This window comes from Gemmatimonadaceae bacterium (genome assembly GCA_020852815.1).
Classification (GTDB): domain Bacteria; phylum Gemmatimonadota; class Gemmatimonadetes; order Gemmatimonadales; family Gemmatimonadaceae; genus SCN-70-22.
Map to the genome: position 1 here is coordinate 197357 of JADZAN010000010.1, position 17032 is coordinate 214388.

Consider the following 17032-nt stretch of genomic DNA (forward strand, 5'->3'; position numbering starts at 1 on the left):
CGTCGGGCCGCGCCGCCCCTCTCGCTGGAGCGCCCGTGGCCGTTCGTCGCGACGATCGACTCGCACGTCCCGCACGCATCACCCTCGACATGCCCGTGCAGTTCCTCAAGGGCGTGGGGGAGCGTCGCGCGCAGCTGCTGCGCAAGCTGGGGATCGAGACGGCGCGCGACCTCCTGTACCACATCCCGCATCGCTATGAAGATGCGAGCTCGATCGCCCCCATCGCGGGCGTCGCCGCGGGAATGGACGTGACGATCATGGGGCGCGTGGTCTCCAAGGGAATCATTCCCACGCGCAAGGGGCTGCGGATCTTCCAGGCGGTGGTCAAGGACGCGAGCGGGATGCTGGAGGTGTCGTGGCCGGGGCAGCCGTTCCTCGACCGCACCATCGAGAAGGATGACGTCCTCCTCCTGTCCGGGCCGGTGCGCTTCTACCACGGCCGGCAGCTGCAACCGCGCGAGTTCGTCAACCTCGGCGCCGACGATTCCGGGAACGCCCAGGGGCGCGTCCTGTCGGTGTACCCGGCCACCGAGGGGATGACCGCCCGGCAGATCCGCGCGCTGGTGGAGTTGCACCTGACCGCACTCCTCGCCCTGGTCGAGGAGCACCTGCCGGCGGCCATGCGCGACGCGGCGGGGGTGGTGGGCCTCGCCGATGCGCTGCGCATGATGCACCGCCCGGACTCGGTGGCCGAGGCCGAGGTGGGGCGCGATCGCCTCGCGTTCGACGAGCTCCTGTTCGTGCAGCTCCTGCAACGGCGCGCCAACGCCCTGGCCCGCGAACCGCGACAGGGCGTCGTCTTCACCAACCGGCGCACGCTCACCTCGCAGCTCCGCGCCGCGCTCCCCTTCACGCTCACCGGGGCGCAGGTGCGCGCGCTCAAGGACGTCGCGGGCGACATGTGCTCGCCGCGCCGCATGCATCGGTTGCTGCAGGGCGATGTGGGGAGCGGGAAGACGGTGGTGGCGCTGTTCGCGGCGCTCCTGGCGGTGGAGAACGGCTTCCAGGCGGCATTGATGGCCCCCACCGAGCTCCTGGCCGAGCAGCACGCCCGCACCATCACCCGGCTGCTCGAACCGTTAGGCATGCGCCCGGAGCTGCTGACGGGAAGCCTGGGGGCGGCCGAACGCCGGCGCGTCGACGACCGGCTCGCCTCGGGGGCGCCGCTCCTCGTGGTGGGCACGCACGCCTTGGTCACCGACCAGACCCGCTTTGGAAAGTTGGGGCTCGCCGTCATCGACGAGCAGCACCGCTTCGGCGTCGAGCAGCGCGCCGCATTGGGCGCCAAGGGGGCGGCGCCGGACATCCTGCTCATGAGCGCCACGCCCATTCCGCGTTCGCTCGCCCTCACGCTCTATGGCGATCTCGACGTCTCCACGCTCGACGAGCGACCGCCGGGACGAAAGCCGGTGACGAGCGCCCTTCGCCCGGAATCGGCGCGCGAGCGGGTCCTGCAGTTCGTCGATGCGCAGGTCGGCAAGGGGCGTCAGGCGTACATCGTCTACCCCGTCATCGAGGAGTCGGAGAAGACCGACCTCAAGGCGGCGACGACAATGCATGCCGCGCTCGCCGCCGGTCCGTTCGCTCAGCGCCGGGTCGCGCTGCTGCACGGTCGGGTGCCGGCCGACGAGCGCGACGCCATCATGCGCGAATTCCGCGACGGCGCCATCGACATCATCGTGGCGACAACGGTTATCGAGGTCGGGATCGACGTCGCCAACGCGACGGTGATGCTCATCGAGCACCCGGAGCGATTCGGCCTCTCGCAGCTGCACCAGCTTCGGGGGCGCGTGGGGCGTGGCGCCGAGGAATCGTTCTGCATCCTGCTGGGTGATGTGGGAGAGGAGGCACGGGAGCGGCTCACGCTCTTCACCAGCACGGAGGATGGCTTCGAGATCGCCCGCGCCGACCTGCGGCTGCGCGGCATGGGCGATCTGTTCGGCAAGGCGCAGAGTGGCGACGCCCACTTTCACGTGGCCGACGTGTTGCGCGACGAGGCGCTCAACGACCGCGCGCGCGCCCTCGCGCAGCGCCTGCTCGAGGCCGACCCTAACCTCTCACAGCGAGAGCACGCGGGGATCCGTACCGTGCTCACGTCCCGCTACCAGCACGCGCTCGAGCTGTTTCGCGTCGGGTGAGCGGGCGATACGCCGCGGCTCGTGCCCTCCCGTGCTCCCCCGTGACGGGGGCCGCGACTCGGGCGATGTCGGCCGCACGGCAGGTTGATGCTACTGCGGCTTTGGCGTGAGGCGGCGCTTGATGCGCTCCAGCTCTGCGGTGGTGCGGTCCAGCGCGTCATTGAGGCGACGGATCTCGTCGTCGCGTCCCTTGTCGCGCGACTCGAACGAGGCGCGGAGGGTGGAAACGAGCGTGCGCGTCGAGTCGAGCGCCTCCACGACGCGGCGCAGCATCTGCGCCTCTGCATAACGAGGCATGCTGGGCCCGCCGCTCAGGTAGGCGTCGTACAACGCCATCGACTCGCGGGGCGTCGCCTTCCGGTTGTTGGGGTCGGTCTTGAGCAGGGCGCGCCAGAAGTCGGACTCGGCCCCGTCTGGTGTTCCTGCGTGCTCGACCGAGAACTGCGAGAGCACCCCCTCGGCGTCGTCGAACTTCCCGGCTTCGGCGGCGCGCAGCGCGTTGGCGAGCGTCCCGGGCCAGGGCGAAATCGGGGGGGCCGCCACCGGCGCGATGTGGACGACCGTCGGCGGTGGGGGAGCGGGGCGCCGGCAGCTCACGGCGAGCAGCGCGACCACGAGCCACCCGACGTGCCGAGCAGGGGCCAAGCGGGTGTGACGACGAGCCAGGGACGATCCGCCGCTTGCACGCGCGCGACGTGCCTCGCGCCGCGCGTTCGCCAATCGGCCAGCGCCGTGCCAGTGCGTCATCCGACCGTGACCTCTTCTTCCATGTGCAGTGGCGTCATGCGAGTGGCCGTGGACTTGATCGGGAGGTGCAACACGAAGCTCGTGCCCACGCCCACGGTGCTTTCTACCCCGATGGTCCCGCCGTGCGCCGTGACGATTCCCTTCGCGATCGCAAGGCCGAGCCCGGTCCCCTTGATCCCGGTCGTCTGATTGTTGGCCTGGTAGAACTTCTCGAAGACGTAGGCCAGCTCCGTCGCGGGGATCCCCGCGCCGGTGTCGTGCACGCGCATGCGGACGCCGGCGTCGTCGCGCGAGACGTCCAGTTCGACCTGGCCGCCGCCGGGGGTGAACTTGAAGGCGTTGGAGAGGAGGTTGCCGAGCACTTCGTTGATGCGCTCCGGGTCCCAGCGCACCTCGTGCGGGAGGTCGTCGGAGCGGGTGACGGTGAACTTCACGTTCCGCTGGATGGCGAGGACGCGGAACGTTCGCTCCAGGTCGCCAAGGAAGGCGGGGAGGGGGAAGGTGCGCGGTTCCACCTTGCCGCCGCCCGCCTCGAAGCGCGAGACGTCGAGGAGTTGTCGCACGAGGCGCGAGAGCGACTTGGACTGTGCGGTGAGCGTCTTCACGATCTCGAGCTGTCGCTCGTTGAGCTCGCCGTAGACGTTCTCCTGCAGCAGCTGCAAGTAGCCCATCACGACGTTGATCGGCGTCTTGAGCTCGTGCGAGGCGACCGAGATGAACTCCGCCTTGAGGCGATCGAGTTCGCGCAGCTGCGTCGCCATCGAGTTGTACGACTTGGCGAGGCGCCCGAACTCGTCCTGTCGCTGGGGCGCCAGCTGCAACGGGTGGCCGAAGTCTCCCTCGGCCACGGCACGCATCCCGGCGTCGAGTTCGTCGATGGGGCGCGACACCGACTGCGTGAGCCAGAGTCCGATGAGGACCGCGAGCACCGCGGCGGCCGCCAGGAGACGCAGCGACGTGTCGCGCGAGCGCTCCGAGGCGACGGCGATGTCGTTGACGCGCTCCCGCGTCCGGTCCTGGATGGTCTGTTCCGAGAGGGAGACGATCCGTTCGATGTCGTCGATGGTGGGGCTGATGGCGCGGTCGATGACCGAATCGGCCGTGGCCGTGCGTCCTGCTGTGGCGAGTTGGTGTGCGTGGTCGGCCTCCTCGGCGATCAGGCGCAGCGCGGCCCGCACGCGGCTGATTCCCGCCATCCCGTTGGCCTGCTCCAGCGAGTCGACGAGTGTGGTCACGGCGTCGAGCTTCTGGCGCACCTGCGTGAGCGTCGCTTCCTCGGGGAGGATCGAGAGGTAGTCCTTGGACTGATCCAGCTCCTGCACGGCGGCGCGGACCTTTCCCAGGACCACCGTGGCGCGGAACTCCTGGTCGCGAATGCGTTCCGTGTCCTCCCGCAGTTGCCGCATGGAGAGGAGGGAGAGGACGACGGGGACGAGCATCAGCGTCACGATGCCGCCGATTCCCACGGCGAGTCGCGTGCGGAGCATCATGGATGGGCGCCCTCGGTTCGGCGTTCCTCGCGGCGAACGGTGCGGGACGCGCGCCGGTGCGCCGCGCGTACGCGGCCCTGTCGCGCCTCCGTTGCACGCCCTCCGGACCACCCGTAGCTTACGCGGCTCATCGTCACCCCTTGTTCCCCCTCGTGACCATTCCGAACGCTATCATCTCGTCGCTTCCGAAGCACGTGGGCCAGGTCGTCACGGTCCGCGGCTGGGCGACGCATCTTCGCTCGTCTGGCAAGATCGCCTTTGTCGTGCTCCGCGACGGTACGGGGACGATGCAATGTGTCCTGGTGAAGAACCAGCTCGACCCCGAGGTCTGGGGACGGTACGCAACGTTGACCCACGAGACCAGCCTGGCCGTTACCGGCGAAGTTCGTGCCGAGCCGAGGTCGCCGGGAGGGTACGAGATGGGCGTGACCCATCTCGAGGTGATTGGCCACTCGCCCATCGATTACCCGATCCAGCCCAAGGAGCACGGGATCGACTTCCTCCTCGATCACCGGCACCTGTGGCTGCGGTCCGCGCGCCAGGTGGCGATCCTCCGCATCCGTCACGAGATCGAGCAGTCGATTCACGACTTCTTCTACGAACGGGGCTTCGTCCACGTCGACACGCCGATCCTGACAGCGGCGATCGGCGAGCGCTCGGGGCTCTTCTCCACGGAGTATTTCGACGAAGGGAACGCGTACCTGGCGCAAACGGGGCAGTTGTACGGGGAAGCTGCGGCGGCGGCGCTCGGGCGGATCTACACTTTCGGCCCGACCTTTCGTGCGGAGAAGTCGAAAACGCGGCGTCACCTCACCGAGTTCTGGATGATCGAACCGGAGATGGCGTTCTACGACACGCACGATAACATGCGGCTGCAAGAGGAGCTTGTGACGCACATCGTCAGGCGTGTCCTCGAGCGCTGTCAGGCGGAATTGAAGGAGTTGGAGCGCGATGTTTCGCGCCTGGAAAAGATCGTCACGCCGTTTCCCCGTATCGACTATTCCGATGCCGTCCGGACGCTGCAAGCAAAGGGGAGCAGCATCCAGTGGGGCGACGATCTTGGCGCCGAGGACGAATCGCTCCTCGTGGCCGACCATGACACACCCATCTTTGTCTGCAACTATCCCAAGGAGGCAAAGGCCTTCTACATGAAGGAGAATCCCGCCGACCCGCGCACCGTGCTGTGCAACGACTGCCTGGCGCCGGAGGGATACGGTGAGATCATTGGCGGGTCGCAGCGCGAGGATGACCACGACAAGCTGCTGCATCGCATCCGCGAGGAGGGGCTCCCGGAGGATGCCTACGGGTGGTACCTCGACCTGCGGAAGTACGGGACGTTCGTTCACTCGGGCTTCGGGATTGGCCTGGAGCGGACCATCGCCTGGGTCTGCGGATCGCCGCACATTCGCGAGTGCATCCCGTTCCCGCGCATGATGCACCGCCTGCGCCCGTGAGCGAGCGCTCGTGACCGTCGACGTGGGAGTGCGGTTCCTCGAGCGGAGTCGCTACTACCTCGGGCTGGAGTACCCGGCCAAGTTGCGCTCGGCGGTGCTCGCCGTTCCGGCCGCGAAGCTGTGGTGGCGACCGCATCCCACGTGCAACAGTGTGGGGAACCTGGTGCTGCACCTGGCGGGGAACGTGCGGCAGTGGGTCGTGAGCGGGATTGGCGGTGCGCCGGATGTGCGGCAGCGCGATGCGGAGTTTGCAGCCGACGGCGGGATGGATGCGGTGGCGCTGCTGGAGCACCTGGAGAAGGCGCTGAGCGACGTGGACGCGGTGTTGGCGCGACTGGGACCGGAGTCGCTGGGAGAGGTACGTCGGATCCAGGGGCGCGAGACGACGGTGTTTTCGGCGCTGTACCATGTGGTGGAGCACTTCAGTGGCCACGTGGGGCAGGTGATCCTGCTGGCCAAGATGTACGCGCCGGGCGAGATCCGTTTTTACGACGACGCGAACGGGTTGGCCCGGCCGACGTTTTTGGGGGATGGGCGGGGGGATATCGAGTGAGGCGGGGAAGGAGAGGGGGGCGAGAGGGTTGGTGCACACATCTGCATAACTGACTGTTCAGTTACTTGCTGGTGCACCCCTGCAATCTCCCTCTCCGCACCTCACCCCTCCACACCACGCCGCCCCCCCCCGATCACCCCCCCCCCCGCCCGCCCGCTCACACCCTCACCCTACCGCCCCTCCCCCCGCTTCACCTCCTCCCACAGCTCATCCAGCACCGCCAACCCCGCCGTCTTCACATCGATTCCCCGCGACGCCGCCAGCCGCTCGATCCCACCGAATCGCCGCGCGAACTTCGCATTCGCCTTGTCCAGCGCGAGCGACGCGTGCACCCCCGCCTTCCGGCAGAGATTGACCACCGCAAAGAGCAGGTCGCCCAGCTCGCCCTCCACCAGCGCGTGCGCCTCGTCGTGCTGAGGCGCGCCGTGCGGCGATCGCACCACCGGCGTCGCCTCGATCTGAGCCCGTACCTCCGCGAGCTCCTCGGCGACCTTGTCCGCCGGACCGTCGATACCGTCCCAGTCGAAGCCGACCCCCGCCGCGCGATCCTGCAACCGGTGGGCGCGGTGCAGGGCAGGGAGCCCGGCCGGCAGCCCCTCTTCGAAGGAGCTCCGCTTGCGCGCCTTGAGCGCTTCCCATGCTACCCGCTCGCCATCGCTGTACAGGTGCGGGTGCCGCGCATGCATCTTCCCGATGAGACCGGCCGCGACGTCGCCGATGTCGAAGTCGCCGTTCCGTTCCGCGACGACCGAGTGAAAGAGGACCTGCAGCAGGAGATCGCCAAGTTCCTCCCGAGTCGACGCCACATCGCCTTCGCGCAGCGCGTCGTCGAGTTCGTGCGCTTCCTCGATCAGGTACGGGCGCAACGACTCGTGCGTCTGCGCGGCGTCCCACTCGCAACGGGCGCGAAGATCCCTCATGAGTGCGAGCGTATCTTCAAGTGTGGCTTTAGCTTGCATAGTCTCCTCCGAAGGCCTATACTACCCGCCCCGCACGCCCAAGGTCAATGGACGCCGACATGCGACGCGCCTGGGTCGATATCGACCTCGGCGCGTTACGACACAATGCCCGCACGATGGCCGAGCGCGCCGGGCGGCCGCTCCTTCCGATGGTCAAGGCCGACGCCTACGGCCTCGGGGCCGTCGCGGTGGCGCGGGCCCTCGAACCCCTCGACCTGTGGGGGTTCGGCATCGCCGCGGTCAGCGAGGGAGAGGTGCTGCGCGCCGCCGGGATTCGCCGCCCCATCCTCGTCTTCACTCCGCTTCTGGCATCGGAGTTCGCCGAGGTCCGCCGTCTTGGCCTTACCCCGACCTTTGGGGATCCGGTAGCGATATCTGCATGGATCGAGAGCGGCGGCGGCCCCTGGCATCTCGCAATCGACACCGGGATGAGCCGCGCGGGAATAGCCTGGCGTGAGGTGGGGACGATCGCCGATCTGGTGGCGGCGCACCCGCCCGCCGGCGCCTTCACGCACTTCCACTCTGCCGAGCGGAACGACGGCTCGATGGCGGTGCAGCAGGAACGGTTTCGCGCGGCGCTCGAAACGCTGGCGACGCCAATCCCGATCCTGCACGCCGAGAACAGCCCCGGGCTCGAACGCCAGTCCCCTTCGCCATGGTCGTTCGCGAGACCCGGGGTCTTTCTCTACGGCGTGGGAGGTGACGAAGGGTCCGGCGTTGTGCCCCAACCAGTTGCGTCGCTCCGTGCACGCATCGTCGAGTTGCGGCTGCTGGAGGATGGCGACAGCGTGAGCTATGGTGCCACCTATCGCGCCCACGGCCAGCGACGCATTGCAACCGTCGCCTGCGGCTATGCCGACGGATACCGGCGCTCCTGCGGCAACCGCGGCGTCGCGCTGGTGCGGGGGGTGCGCGTTCCCGTGGCGGGGATGGTGACGATGGACATGACGATGCTGGACGTGACGGGCGTCGCCTGTCATGTCGGTGACGTGGCAACGCTCATGGGGCGCGACGGTGACGAACTGGTCGACGTGAACTCCCTGGCGCGCCTGGCGCAACTCTCGCCTTACGAGATCCTGGTCGGACTCAAGCTCCGCGTCCCCCGCCGATATTCGGGGGGCGAGGAATGAGTGCGCCCGGCGTCGACGCGGAACGCATGCCCGCCCAGGCGCGCAGAGCTCGGCGGTGTGCGGTCATCGTCCTCGATGGCGTCGGGATTGGCGCAGCGCACGACGCGGCCGACTATGGTGATGAAGGGAGCAACACGCTCGCGAATACGGCGCGCGAGGTAGGGGGCTTCGACCTCCCCAATCTCGAGGCGATGGGGCTCGGGGGGCTGGAGCAGCTGGCGGGAATGCGCCCCGACGCGATCGCCACGGCGGCGCACGGGACCATGCAGCCTGCCTCGGCCGGGAAGGACAGCACCACGGGGCACTGGGAGCTGTGTGGCCTTTCGCTCCCGACGCCGTTCCCGACCTATCCGCACGGTTTCCCCGCCGAGGTGATCGCACCCTTCGAGCGCCTAACGGGGCGCCCCGTCATTGCCAACGTCGTGGGGAGCGGGACGGCGATCATCGAGCGATATGGGGACGAGCAGGTGCGGAGCGGGGGGCTCATCGTGTACACCTCGGCAGACTCCGTCTTCCAGGTGGCCGCGCACGAAGGGGTGGTGCCGCTGGACGAGTTGTATCGCGCGTGTCAGGTGGCGCGGCGACTCCTCGTGTCGCCGAACGATGTGTCGCGCGTGATTGCGCGCCCGTTCGAGGGAGAATCGGGGGCGTACCGGCGCACTGCCAACCGGCGCGATTTCTCGCTGGAACCCGTGGGCGAGACGTTGCTCGACGCCCTGGCGGCGGCGGGGATCGGCCGGGATGGGGTGGGGAAGGTCGATGACCTGTTTGCGGGGCGCGCCATCTCGTCGCGGCACACGGTGGACAACGCCGCCGGAATCGCGTTGATCCACGACTGGTTGCAGAACGCGGAGAGTGGGTTCCTCTTCGCCAACCTAGTAGATTTTGACCAGCTCTTCGGGCACAGAAACGATGTCGCGGGGTTCTACGGGGCTCTGCGGCAGTTCGATCGTGCCCTGCCATCGCTGCGGACTGCCCTTCGCGAGGACGACCTGCTGTTCATCACTGCCGATCACGGGAACGACCCCACGACCTGGTCGACCGATCACGCGCGCGAGCGCGTGCCGGTGCTCGTGGCCGGGGACGCGGTGAGGCCGGTCCATGTGGGCGAGCGCGCGTCGTTCGCTGACCTGGGGGCGACGGTGGCGGAGTGGTTCGGCATCTCCTTCCGGGGAAGCGGAACGTCGTTCCTGCCGGAGATCGTCGCGTGAGCGCGACGAATGCCGTGGACGCTGGGCTCGTGGCGGTGGCGCGCGAGGCCATGCGCTGTGCGTATGCGCCGTACTCGGGCTTTCGCGTCGGGGCAGCGCTGCAGGCCGAGGATGGGCGGATCTTCGCCGGCTGCAACGTGGAGAACTCCTCCTATCCGGCCGGCATCTGCGCCGAGCGTGGCGCGGTGGCCGCCGCGATTGCGGGGGGAGCGCGGAGCTTCTCGACGATCGTCGTTGCCACTGAGGCCGATGAACCGACGCCGCCCTGTGGGATGTGTCGGCAGGTGCTGGTGGAGTTTGCCCCCGCGCTGTCGATCGTGAGCGTCACCGGCAACGGCGCCACGGCCTCCTGGAGCCTGCGGGACCTGCTCCCGTCGCCGTTCACTCCCGACTCACTCGCCCACGCATGAAGCTCGGCAAGGTGATCGGGAGCGTGGTGTCGACGCGGAAGGATCCGTCGCTCGAATCGCTGAAGCTGCTCATTGTCGAGAACCTTGCGCCCTCGCTGGAGCGCGAAGGCGGCTATGTGGTGGCCATCGACAGCGTTGGCGCGGGTGTGGGAGAAGTCGTGTTGTACGCGACCGGAAGCTCGGCGCGCCTGACGGCGGTCACGAAGGATCGCCCGGTGGACGCCGTGATCATGGCCATAGTGGACAGTTTCGACATAGATGGAAGCGTTACTCGACTGGCATAGCCGCGTGAACCGGCGCCTTCGCGCCCTTGCCCTCTTCGTCGCGTTAGGGGGGGGCGTGGCGGCGTGCAATGAGGACCTGGAAACCGGCGCCGCATGCCCGATCCTCTGCCCGGGGCAGAACGTGAGTGTCTTCGACACCACGTTCGAGGCCGTCGCGCTCGACTCCACCGTGGGCGGGATTCCCGGCTTCGGGACCGAGGATGCGCTCTTCCTCGCCGATCGCGGCGACACGCTCGACGTGCGCGCGGTCGTTCGCTTCGACACGCTGCCGTCCACGTTCACCAAGAACTCGGGCGACTCGACGATCAATCGACTCGACAGTGCGGTGGTGACCTTCACGGTGATCGATACCGTGACGAAGGTGAAGGGGAGCGTCCGCTTCGACCTCTTCGACGTCGACACCGCCGACGCCGATACCGTCTCGTCGGTCGTGCGATCGCTATTCCGCGGCGATCGCAAGATTGGCGGCGTCACGCTCGACTCGGCGGCGGTGAAGGACTCCATCCGCATCCCGATCGACAACGTCGTCGTGCTGCGCAAGCTGACGGCCAAGGCGCGCCTGCGCCTCGGGGTGAAGATGACGACTGCAGCTGGCGGTGAGGTCGTACTCGGTTCGCTGGACGGCGGGGCGACGCCGCAGCTGCACTTCCGTCCGGCGCCGGAAGACACGTCCATCAAGTCGCTCTCGATCACGCCGACGTCGGGAACGCCGGCGGCGGATGCGAATGTCGCCGCCGATTTCTCCGACTACACGCTCGTCTTCAAGGCACCGGCGATACCGACCGATGCGCGCCTGAGCGTTGGCGGGATCCCGAACCGTCGCATCCTGCTGCGCTTCGATGTCCCGTCGCGCATCCTCGACTCGGCCACCGTGCTGCGGGCGTCGCTCCTCATGTCGCAGCTCCCCAACCGGGCGGTGGCGGCGAAGGACACGGTCGACGTCGTCCCCGAGTACTCGACGGCGGCGGCGGACCTCACGGACGTCACGCGCTCGGCGCTGCTCACGTCCGGCTTCTCGTTCGACACGTTGCGCGTGGCGCCGGGCGACAGCGGGCTCCGCGTGTTCGAGGTGGCGACGGCGGTGCGGGCGTGGGCGGCGGCGCAGTCGTCGAGCATCAAGCTGCAGAATGCCCTCGTGCTGCGCTCCACGCGCGAGGCGAGGAGCCCTTTCGAGTTGCACTTCGCTTCGCGGGAGGCGCCGGCGGCGCTTCGGCCGCGGCTGCGCGTGAGCTACGCGTTGCGCACCAGCTTCGGGATCCCGTGATGCGCGTGTGTCTTGTTGCCTCGATGTGGCGCGTCGGAGTCGCCGTGGCGTCGGTGCTGGCCATGGCGGCACCGCTTGGTGCGCAGGGGACGATCAGCACCCAGGGCTTTGGCTACCCGCTGGGTGGGCTGAGCACGCGGGCGGCGGCGACGGGCGGGGCGCTGGGCGAGTTCGACCACCTGTCGGCACGCAATCCAGCTGCAACGGTGGGGTGGGCACGCTCGGGGCTCTACTTCGAGTTCGACCCCGAGATGCGCACCATCAACACCGCGAATGCATCTGACCGGACGACGACGTCGCGCTTTGGCGTGCTGGCGGCCGGGTTCACGGTGGGGCAGCGCTGGACGATCGGCGTCTCGAACCACGCCTTTCTCGATCGTTCGTGGGCCACGACGGTGCGCTCGGGGCAGCGCCTGGGCGACGACTCGGTGTCGTATCTCGAGTCGTTCTCCTCGAGCGGCGGCATCGGCGAGAACCGACTCGCGGTCTCGTACACGCTGCATCCCAAGCTCGTGCTCGGGGCCGGCCTGCACCTGTTCTCGGGCGAGAATCGCGTGAAGCTCCTTCGCCAGTTCGACGACAGCGTGCGCTACGGGTCGCTCTCGCGGGACCTCACGCTCTCGTACACGGGGACCGGGGCCTCGGCCGGCGCCATTCTCACCCCCGTCAAGTGGCTGTCGCTCGCCGGCTCGTATCGCCACGGCGGAACGATGCGCCTGCGCGTCGTCGACACGCTGCGCACCGAGGCGAGCGTCCCCACGCGCTACGGCGTGGCGATGCGCCTCGACGTGATTCCCGGGCTCTCGCTGATGGGGAGCGCCGACCATAACGAGTGGTCGAAGCTCAGCGGCCTGGGCTCGACGACGGCCAGCGGGATCGACGCGTGGGAGTATGGCGGCGGGGCGCAGTTCACGGGACAACGCACGCGCAACGTGCCGTGGACGTACAGCGTCGGCTACCGGCGCCGCGACCTGCCGTTTGCGGCGGCGGGGTCGCTGGTGTCGGAGAAGATCATCTCGGGCGGCGTCTCGGTCCCCATCAGCGGGCCGCGGGCGATGCTCGAGATGGCGGTGCAGCGGGCGGCGCGCGACGCGGCCGCGGGCGGCACGTCCGAGCGGGCGTGGCTGCTGAGCTTTGGGCTCTCCGTGCGTCCATGAGGCGAGATGACCGCCCCGGCGCTCGATGCTCCGCTCATCCTCGTGGCCGATGACTCGGACGCCAACTGCGAGCTGCTGCGCGAGCAACTGCATTCGTTAGGCTTCCGGACCGTCGTCGCGCACGACGGTCCGTCGGTGCTGGAACAGACGCTGCTCCAGCGCCCGCACCTCGTGATCCTCGATGTGCACATGCCGGCCGGCGAACTGAACGTCGAGGACGGCGCGACGGGGTTCGAGGTCTGTCGCCGCCTCAAGCGCGACCCGCGCACCGCCAGCACGCCGGTCATCTTCATCACGGCGCTCAACGACACCGACGATCGCCTGCGCGCGGTCGAGGCCGGGGGCGACGACTTCCTCGCCAAGCCGCACAACCGGCTCCTCCTCGGCGCGCGGGTGCGCTCGCTCCTCAAGCTCAAGGCGGCCACCGACGCGCTGGAGGAATCGTTCCGCCGCCTGCGTGAACTCGAGCGGGTGCGCGACGACCTCATGAAGATGATCGTGCACGACCTCAAGACGCCGCTCACCTCCATCCTGGCGACGCTCGAACTGCTGGGCGATGGCGACCTGGGGCCGCTCTCCGATCGGCAGCGTGGGGCCGTGCACGACACGCACGGCAAGGCGGAGGAACTCCTCACGCTCATCGATGACCTGCTCGAGGTGCGCCGCATCGAGGAGACGTCGATCGCCCTGCACGTGGAGTCGATCGAGCCGGGAGAGCTGCTCGAGGAGATGCTGCGCGACTGGGCGCTCCGCTTCCAGCAGGAGCATACGGTCGCGGCGGCCGACGTGGCGGCCGGCGCGCCGTCGTTCCGGGGCGACCGCGGGATGCTCAAGCGCGTCTTCGGGAACCTCATCCAGAACGCGCTGGTGCACTCCGGCGTGCCGATCGAGCTCACGCTGGTCGCGCGTCCCGATCCGTTCGGGATCCGGTTCACGGTCATCGACACCGGTCCCGGCATTCCCCCCGAGTATCACCACGTGATCTTCCAGAAGTTCGAGCAGGTGCGAGCCGCCCACGCGCCGCGCGTGCGCACGTCGGGCCTCGGGCTCACCTTCTGCCGGCTCGTGGTGGAGGCGCACGGCGGGCGCATCTGGGTGCAGAGCGCGGAGGGGCGCGGGAGCGCGTTCCACTTCATCCTCCCGCTCGACGTGAAGCCCGCGGCGATCGGCAGTGGTCCACCGGCCGACAGCACGCGATGAGGGTCTTCCTGCGCACCTTTGGCTGTCGCGCGAACCAGTACGATTCGGAAACGGTGCGAGCGATGGTGGAGCGAAGCGGCGGAGAAGTTGTCGCATCGCCCGATGACGCGGACGTTGCGATCTTCAATTCGTGCGCCGTGACCACCGAGGCCGAGGTCGAGCTGCGCAAGGGGATTCGCCGTGCCGCACGACAGCGCCCGGAGCTGCGCACGCTCGTGATGGGGTGCGCCACGGCACGCGACACCGGCGGGTTGCGCGTGCTGCCAACGGTCCAGCACGTGGTGGCGGGCGCCGACTTCGAGGCCATCGCCGCGGCGCTCCAGCTTTCGCCGGACTCGTTAGGCGCGGCGGTGGCGCAGCACGGCACGCGCGCCCTCCTGCGCATCCAGGACGGGTGTGACGAACATTGCACCTTCTGCGCGACGACGCAGGCGCGCGGGGCCAACCGCTCCCGCCCGGCCGACGCGCTCGTCGAGGAAGCGTTGCAGCTCGCGGAGCGCCACCCGGAAATCGTCCTCACCGGCATCCACATCGGAAGCTACGGCCACGACATCGGCTCGTCGCTGGGGCGGCTCGTCGCCCGGCTGGTGCGCGACGTCCCCACCGTGCGCTTTCGTCTGTCGTCGGTCGAGGCAACGGAGGTCGACGGGCAACTGGCCGAGCTGTTCCAGGCCCCGCGCCGGCTCGTCCCCCACCTGCACGCGCCGCTGCAGTCGGGGAGCGACCGCGTGCTGAGGCGCATGGGGCGACACTGGTACACCGCGCGCCGCTACGCCGAGTCGATCGAGGCGCTGGCCGCCACGCTGCCGGTGTTTGGACTCGGCGCCGATGTCATCGCCGGCTTCCCCGGCGAGACCGACGACGACCACGCCGCGACGGTGGCGCTCCTGGCCTCGCTCCCGTTCACCTACCTGCACGTCTTTCCATTCTCCATGCGCCCGGGGACGGCGGCCGAGAAGCTCGATGGGCCACTGGCGGCCGATGTGGTGCAGCGGCGCGCGCGCGAACTGCGGGCGCTGGGCGACGCCAAGGGGCGGGCCTATCGCGCCCGACGCGTCGGGGCGGTGGCCGACCTCGTGGTGGTGCGCAACGACATTCGGGAAGGGATGACCGAGGATTACCTTTCGGTCTCGATCGTCGACCCACCGCCACCGCGTGGCACGCGCATCCCCGCGCGCCTGGACGGCGATGCGTCGGGGCTCGTCGCCCATCCCCTCGTTCAGGTGTCCGCCGCATGACGGTCGACTCGCGCGCCACGGTCTACATCGAGACGTACGGTTGCCAGATGAACGTGAGCGATTCCGAGTTGATGCTCGGGAAGCTCGCCACCGCCGGCTATGTGGCGGTCGACACCCCGCACCTGGCCGACGTCATCCTGCTCAACACGTGCGCCATCCGCGATCACGCCGAGCAGCGGGTGATCGGGCGACTCGGGGAACTCAAGCGCGCCATGAAGCCCGGGACGGTGGTCGGTGTGGCCGGGTGCATGGCGCAGCGCCTGGGCCCCGAGTTGCTCACCAAGGCAAGGCACGTCTCGCTCGTGATTGGCCCTGACGGCTATCGCGCGCTCCCCGAGCTGGTGGAGAAGGCACGCCTGGGCGAGCGCGCCGTGCAGGTCACGTTCGACCTGGAGGAGCACTACGAGGACTTTGCCCCGCAGCGCTTCGACAAGGTGAAGGCTTGGATCCCCGTGCAGCGCGGCTGCGACTACCGCTGCACGTACTGCATCGTACCCTACACGCGTGGTGCAGAACGAAGCCGCCGCCTGGACGACGTGGTGCGGGAGGCGGCGCAGGTGGTTGCGGAGGGGATCAGCGAGATCACGCTGCTGGGCCAGACGGTGAACTCCTACCACGATGGCGACCACGATTTTGCCGCCCTGCTGCGTGCAGTTGGGGCAGTGCCGGGCGTGCGGCGCCTGCGCTTCACCTCGCCGCACCCCAACGACTTCAGCGACGCGGTAATCGCCGCGATGGCCGAGGTCGAGGCGGTGTGCGAGCACGTGCACCTGCCGATGCAGTCGGGATCGACCAGCATGCTCAAGCGCATGCTGCGCCGCTACTCGCGCGAGGAGTACCTGCGGTGCGTGGAGCGCCTGCGCGCCGCGGTGCCCGGCATCAGCCTCACCACCGACATCATCGTCGGCTTTCCCGGCGAGACGGAGGAGGAGTTCGAGGAGACGATGTCGGCGGTGCGCGCCGTCGGCTTCGACGACGCGTTCACCTTCAAGTTCTCGGCGCGCGAGGGGACACCCGCCACGCGGATGCCCGCGGAGTGGACCGTTGCGGATGAGGTGTCGGCGGAGCGCCTGGGGCGGCTCATCGAGGCGGTGCGCGCCGGCGCGCGGGACAAGAACCTCCGCCTGTTGGGCGAGCGCCGAGAGGTGCTCGTCGAGAAGCCGGCCAAGCGCGGCGAGTTGATGCAGGCTCGTTCGCGCGACTACAAGACGGTGCTCATGCCGGGAGACGAGTCGCTCGTGGGGAGCTACCAACTCGTGGAGCTGACCGGTACCACGGGATCGACCTTCACGGGAACCGTGGTGAAGGAGCGCTCGCCGCTCCCGATTGCGTCGTAGCAACGGCGGTGGCGCGCGCCGGGGTTGCGCTCTCGCGTGCGCTTCGCTTCGTGTGACTCGCGTCACGTCGTCGGACAGTGCGTGAATCGCGCAGCCTCGCCGGTCGTCCTAGTGACGGCGGCGTCCGCCTCGGCGCCGGGCCCTTTGCCCTCCGGATCCAGGATGCACAACGCACTCGAAGAAGTGGTGGGGGAAGTCTTCGAGCAGCTGGCTCGGCGTCATGCGCACTTTCGGTCCTGTGCGCAATGCCGTGATGACGTCATCACGCACACACTCAACCAAGCTCGTCCCAGGTACATCAGCGGGTCGCTGATTGGATCAGCGGTCACGCGCGTGGCGCTCTCGCACGGACAGGCACGGGCCGAACTGGCGGTGCTGGTGCTCGACGCCATGCGGAAGGTGACCGCGCGCCCGCGCCATTCGCGCCTCAAGGGGGCGGAGGAGTGCGCGCCGGGCTGAA

General features: G+C 68.8%; 16 protein-coding genes. 13 read left to right on the forward strand and 3 right to left on the reverse strand.

The window, feature by feature from the left end; all coding sequences use genetic code 11:
- Window positions 1-35 precede the first annotated feature (35 nt).
- Window positions 36-2138: an ATP-dependent DNA helicase RecG gene (gene recG / locus IT359_06190; GenBank protein ID MCC6928567.1), complete on the forward strand. Its 2103-nt coding sequence runs from the start codon at window positions 36-38 to the stop codon at window positions 2136-2138.
- Window positions 2139-2228: 90 nt separating this feature from the next.
- Here the strand turns inward: recG and IT359_06195 are convergent, their stop codons facing one another.
- Entirely contained in the window at window positions 2229-2783 is a 555-nt protein-coding gene (locus IT359_06195; protein ID MCC6928568.1) for a hypothetical protein, read from the reverse strand.
- A 98-nt stretch (window positions 2784-2881) separates the two neighbouring features.
- Window positions 2882-4375, reverse strand: a complete 1494-nt coding sequence (locus IT359_06200; GenBank protein ID MCC6928569.1) for a HAMP domain-containing protein — start codon at window positions 4373-4375, stop codon at window positions 2882-2884.
- Window positions 4376-4377: 2 nt separating this feature from the next.
- Between IT359_06200 and asnS the strand changes: the two genes are divergently transcribed.
- Both asnS and IT359_06210 read left to right on the forward strand, forming a co-directional pair.
- Window positions 4378-5829: an asparagine--tRNA ligase gene (gene asnS, locus IT359_06205; protein ID MCC6928570.1), complete on the forward strand. Its 1452-nt coding sequence runs from the start codon at window positions 4378-4380 to the stop codon at window positions 5827-5829.
- Between the two features lie 10 nt (window positions 5830-5839).
- A complete protein-coding gene (locus IT359_06210; GenBank protein ID MCC6928571.1) occupies window positions 5840-6382 on the forward strand; it encodes a DUF1572 family protein in 543 nt (180 codons plus the stop codon).
- A 170-nt stretch (window positions 6383-6552) separates the two neighbouring features.
- Here IT359_06210 and mazG read toward each other — a convergent pair whose 3' ends face one another.
- Window positions 6553-7341 carry a nucleoside triphosphate pyrophosphohydrolase gene (gene mazG / locus IT359_06215; GenBank protein MCC6928572.1) on the reverse strand — a complete coding sequence of 263 codons (789 nt, stop codon included), beginning with the start codon at window positions 7339-7341 and terminating at the stop codon, window positions 6553-6555.
- A 59-nt stretch (window positions 7342-7400) separates the two neighbouring features.
- On the opposite strand from mazG, the gene alr reads away from it, so the two are divergent.
- From alr to IT359_06265, 10 genes are all read left to right on the forward strand, one after another.
- Window positions 7401-8471, forward strand: coding sequence for an alanine racemase (gene alr, locus IT359_06220; protein MCC6928573.1), 1071 nt, complete (start codon window positions 7401-7403; stop codon window positions 8469-8471).
- Window positions 8472-8497: 26 nt separating this feature from the next.
- Window positions 8498-9682, forward strand: a complete 1185-nt coding sequence (locus IT359_06225; protein ID MCC6928574.1) for a phosphopentomutase — start codon at window positions 8498-8500, stop codon at window positions 9680-9682.
- Window positions 9679-10092, forward strand: coding sequence for a cytidine deaminase (gene cdd, locus IT359_06230; GenBank protein ID MCC6928575.1), 414 nt, complete (start codon window positions 9679-9681; stop codon window positions 10090-10092). Before IT359_06225 ends, cdd begins: the two co-directional genes overlap by 4 nt.
- Window positions 10089-10376, forward strand: a complete 288-nt coding sequence (locus IT359_06235) for a EutN/CcmL family microcompartment protein (protein MCC6928576.1) — start codon at window positions 10089-10091, stop codon at window positions 10374-10376. The genes cdd and IT359_06235 overlap by 4 nt, the downstream gene beginning before the upstream one ends.
- 4 nt (window positions 10377-10380) lie before the next feature.
- Window positions 10381-11640 carry a hypothetical protein gene (locus tag IT359_06240; GenBank protein MCC6928577.1) on the forward strand — a complete coding sequence of 420 codons (1260 nt, stop codon included), beginning with the start codon at window positions 10381-10383 and terminating at the stop codon, window positions 11638-11640.
- Window positions 11640-12797 carry a hypothetical protein gene (locus IT359_06245; protein MCC6928578.1) on the forward strand — a complete coding sequence of 386 codons (1158 nt, stop codon included), beginning with the start codon at window positions 11640-11642 and terminating at the stop codon, window positions 12795-12797. The genes IT359_06240 and IT359_06245 overlap by 1 nt, the downstream gene beginning before the upstream one ends.
- 6 nt (window positions 12798-12803) lie before the next feature.
- Window positions 12804-13997 (forward strand): hybrid sensor histidine kinase/response regulator, encoded by a 1194-nt coding sequence (locus IT359_06250; protein MCC6928579.1) that lies wholly within the window; start codon window positions 12804-12806, stop codon window positions 13995-13997.
- Window positions 13994-15235: a MiaB/RimO family radical SAM methylthiotransferase gene (locus IT359_06255; protein ID MCC6928580.1), complete on the forward strand. Its 1242-nt coding sequence runs from the start codon at window positions 13994-13996 to the stop codon at window positions 15233-15235. The genes IT359_06250 and IT359_06255 overlap by 4 nt, the downstream gene beginning before the upstream one ends.
- Window positions 15232-16572, forward strand: coding sequence for a tRNA (N6-isopentenyl adenosine(37)-C2)-methylthiotransferase MiaB (gene miaB / locus IT359_06260; protein ID MCC6928581.1), 1341 nt, complete (start codon window positions 15232-15234; stop codon window positions 16570-16572). The genes IT359_06255 and miaB overlap by 4 nt, the downstream gene beginning before the upstream one ends.
- Window positions 16573-16734: 162 nt before the next feature.
- Window positions 16735-17031 (forward strand): late competence development ComFB family protein, encoded by a 297-nt coding sequence (locus IT359_06265; protein ID MCC6928582.1) that lies wholly within the window; start codon window positions 16735-16737, stop codon window positions 17029-17031.
- Window position 17032 lies beyond the last annotated feature (1 nt).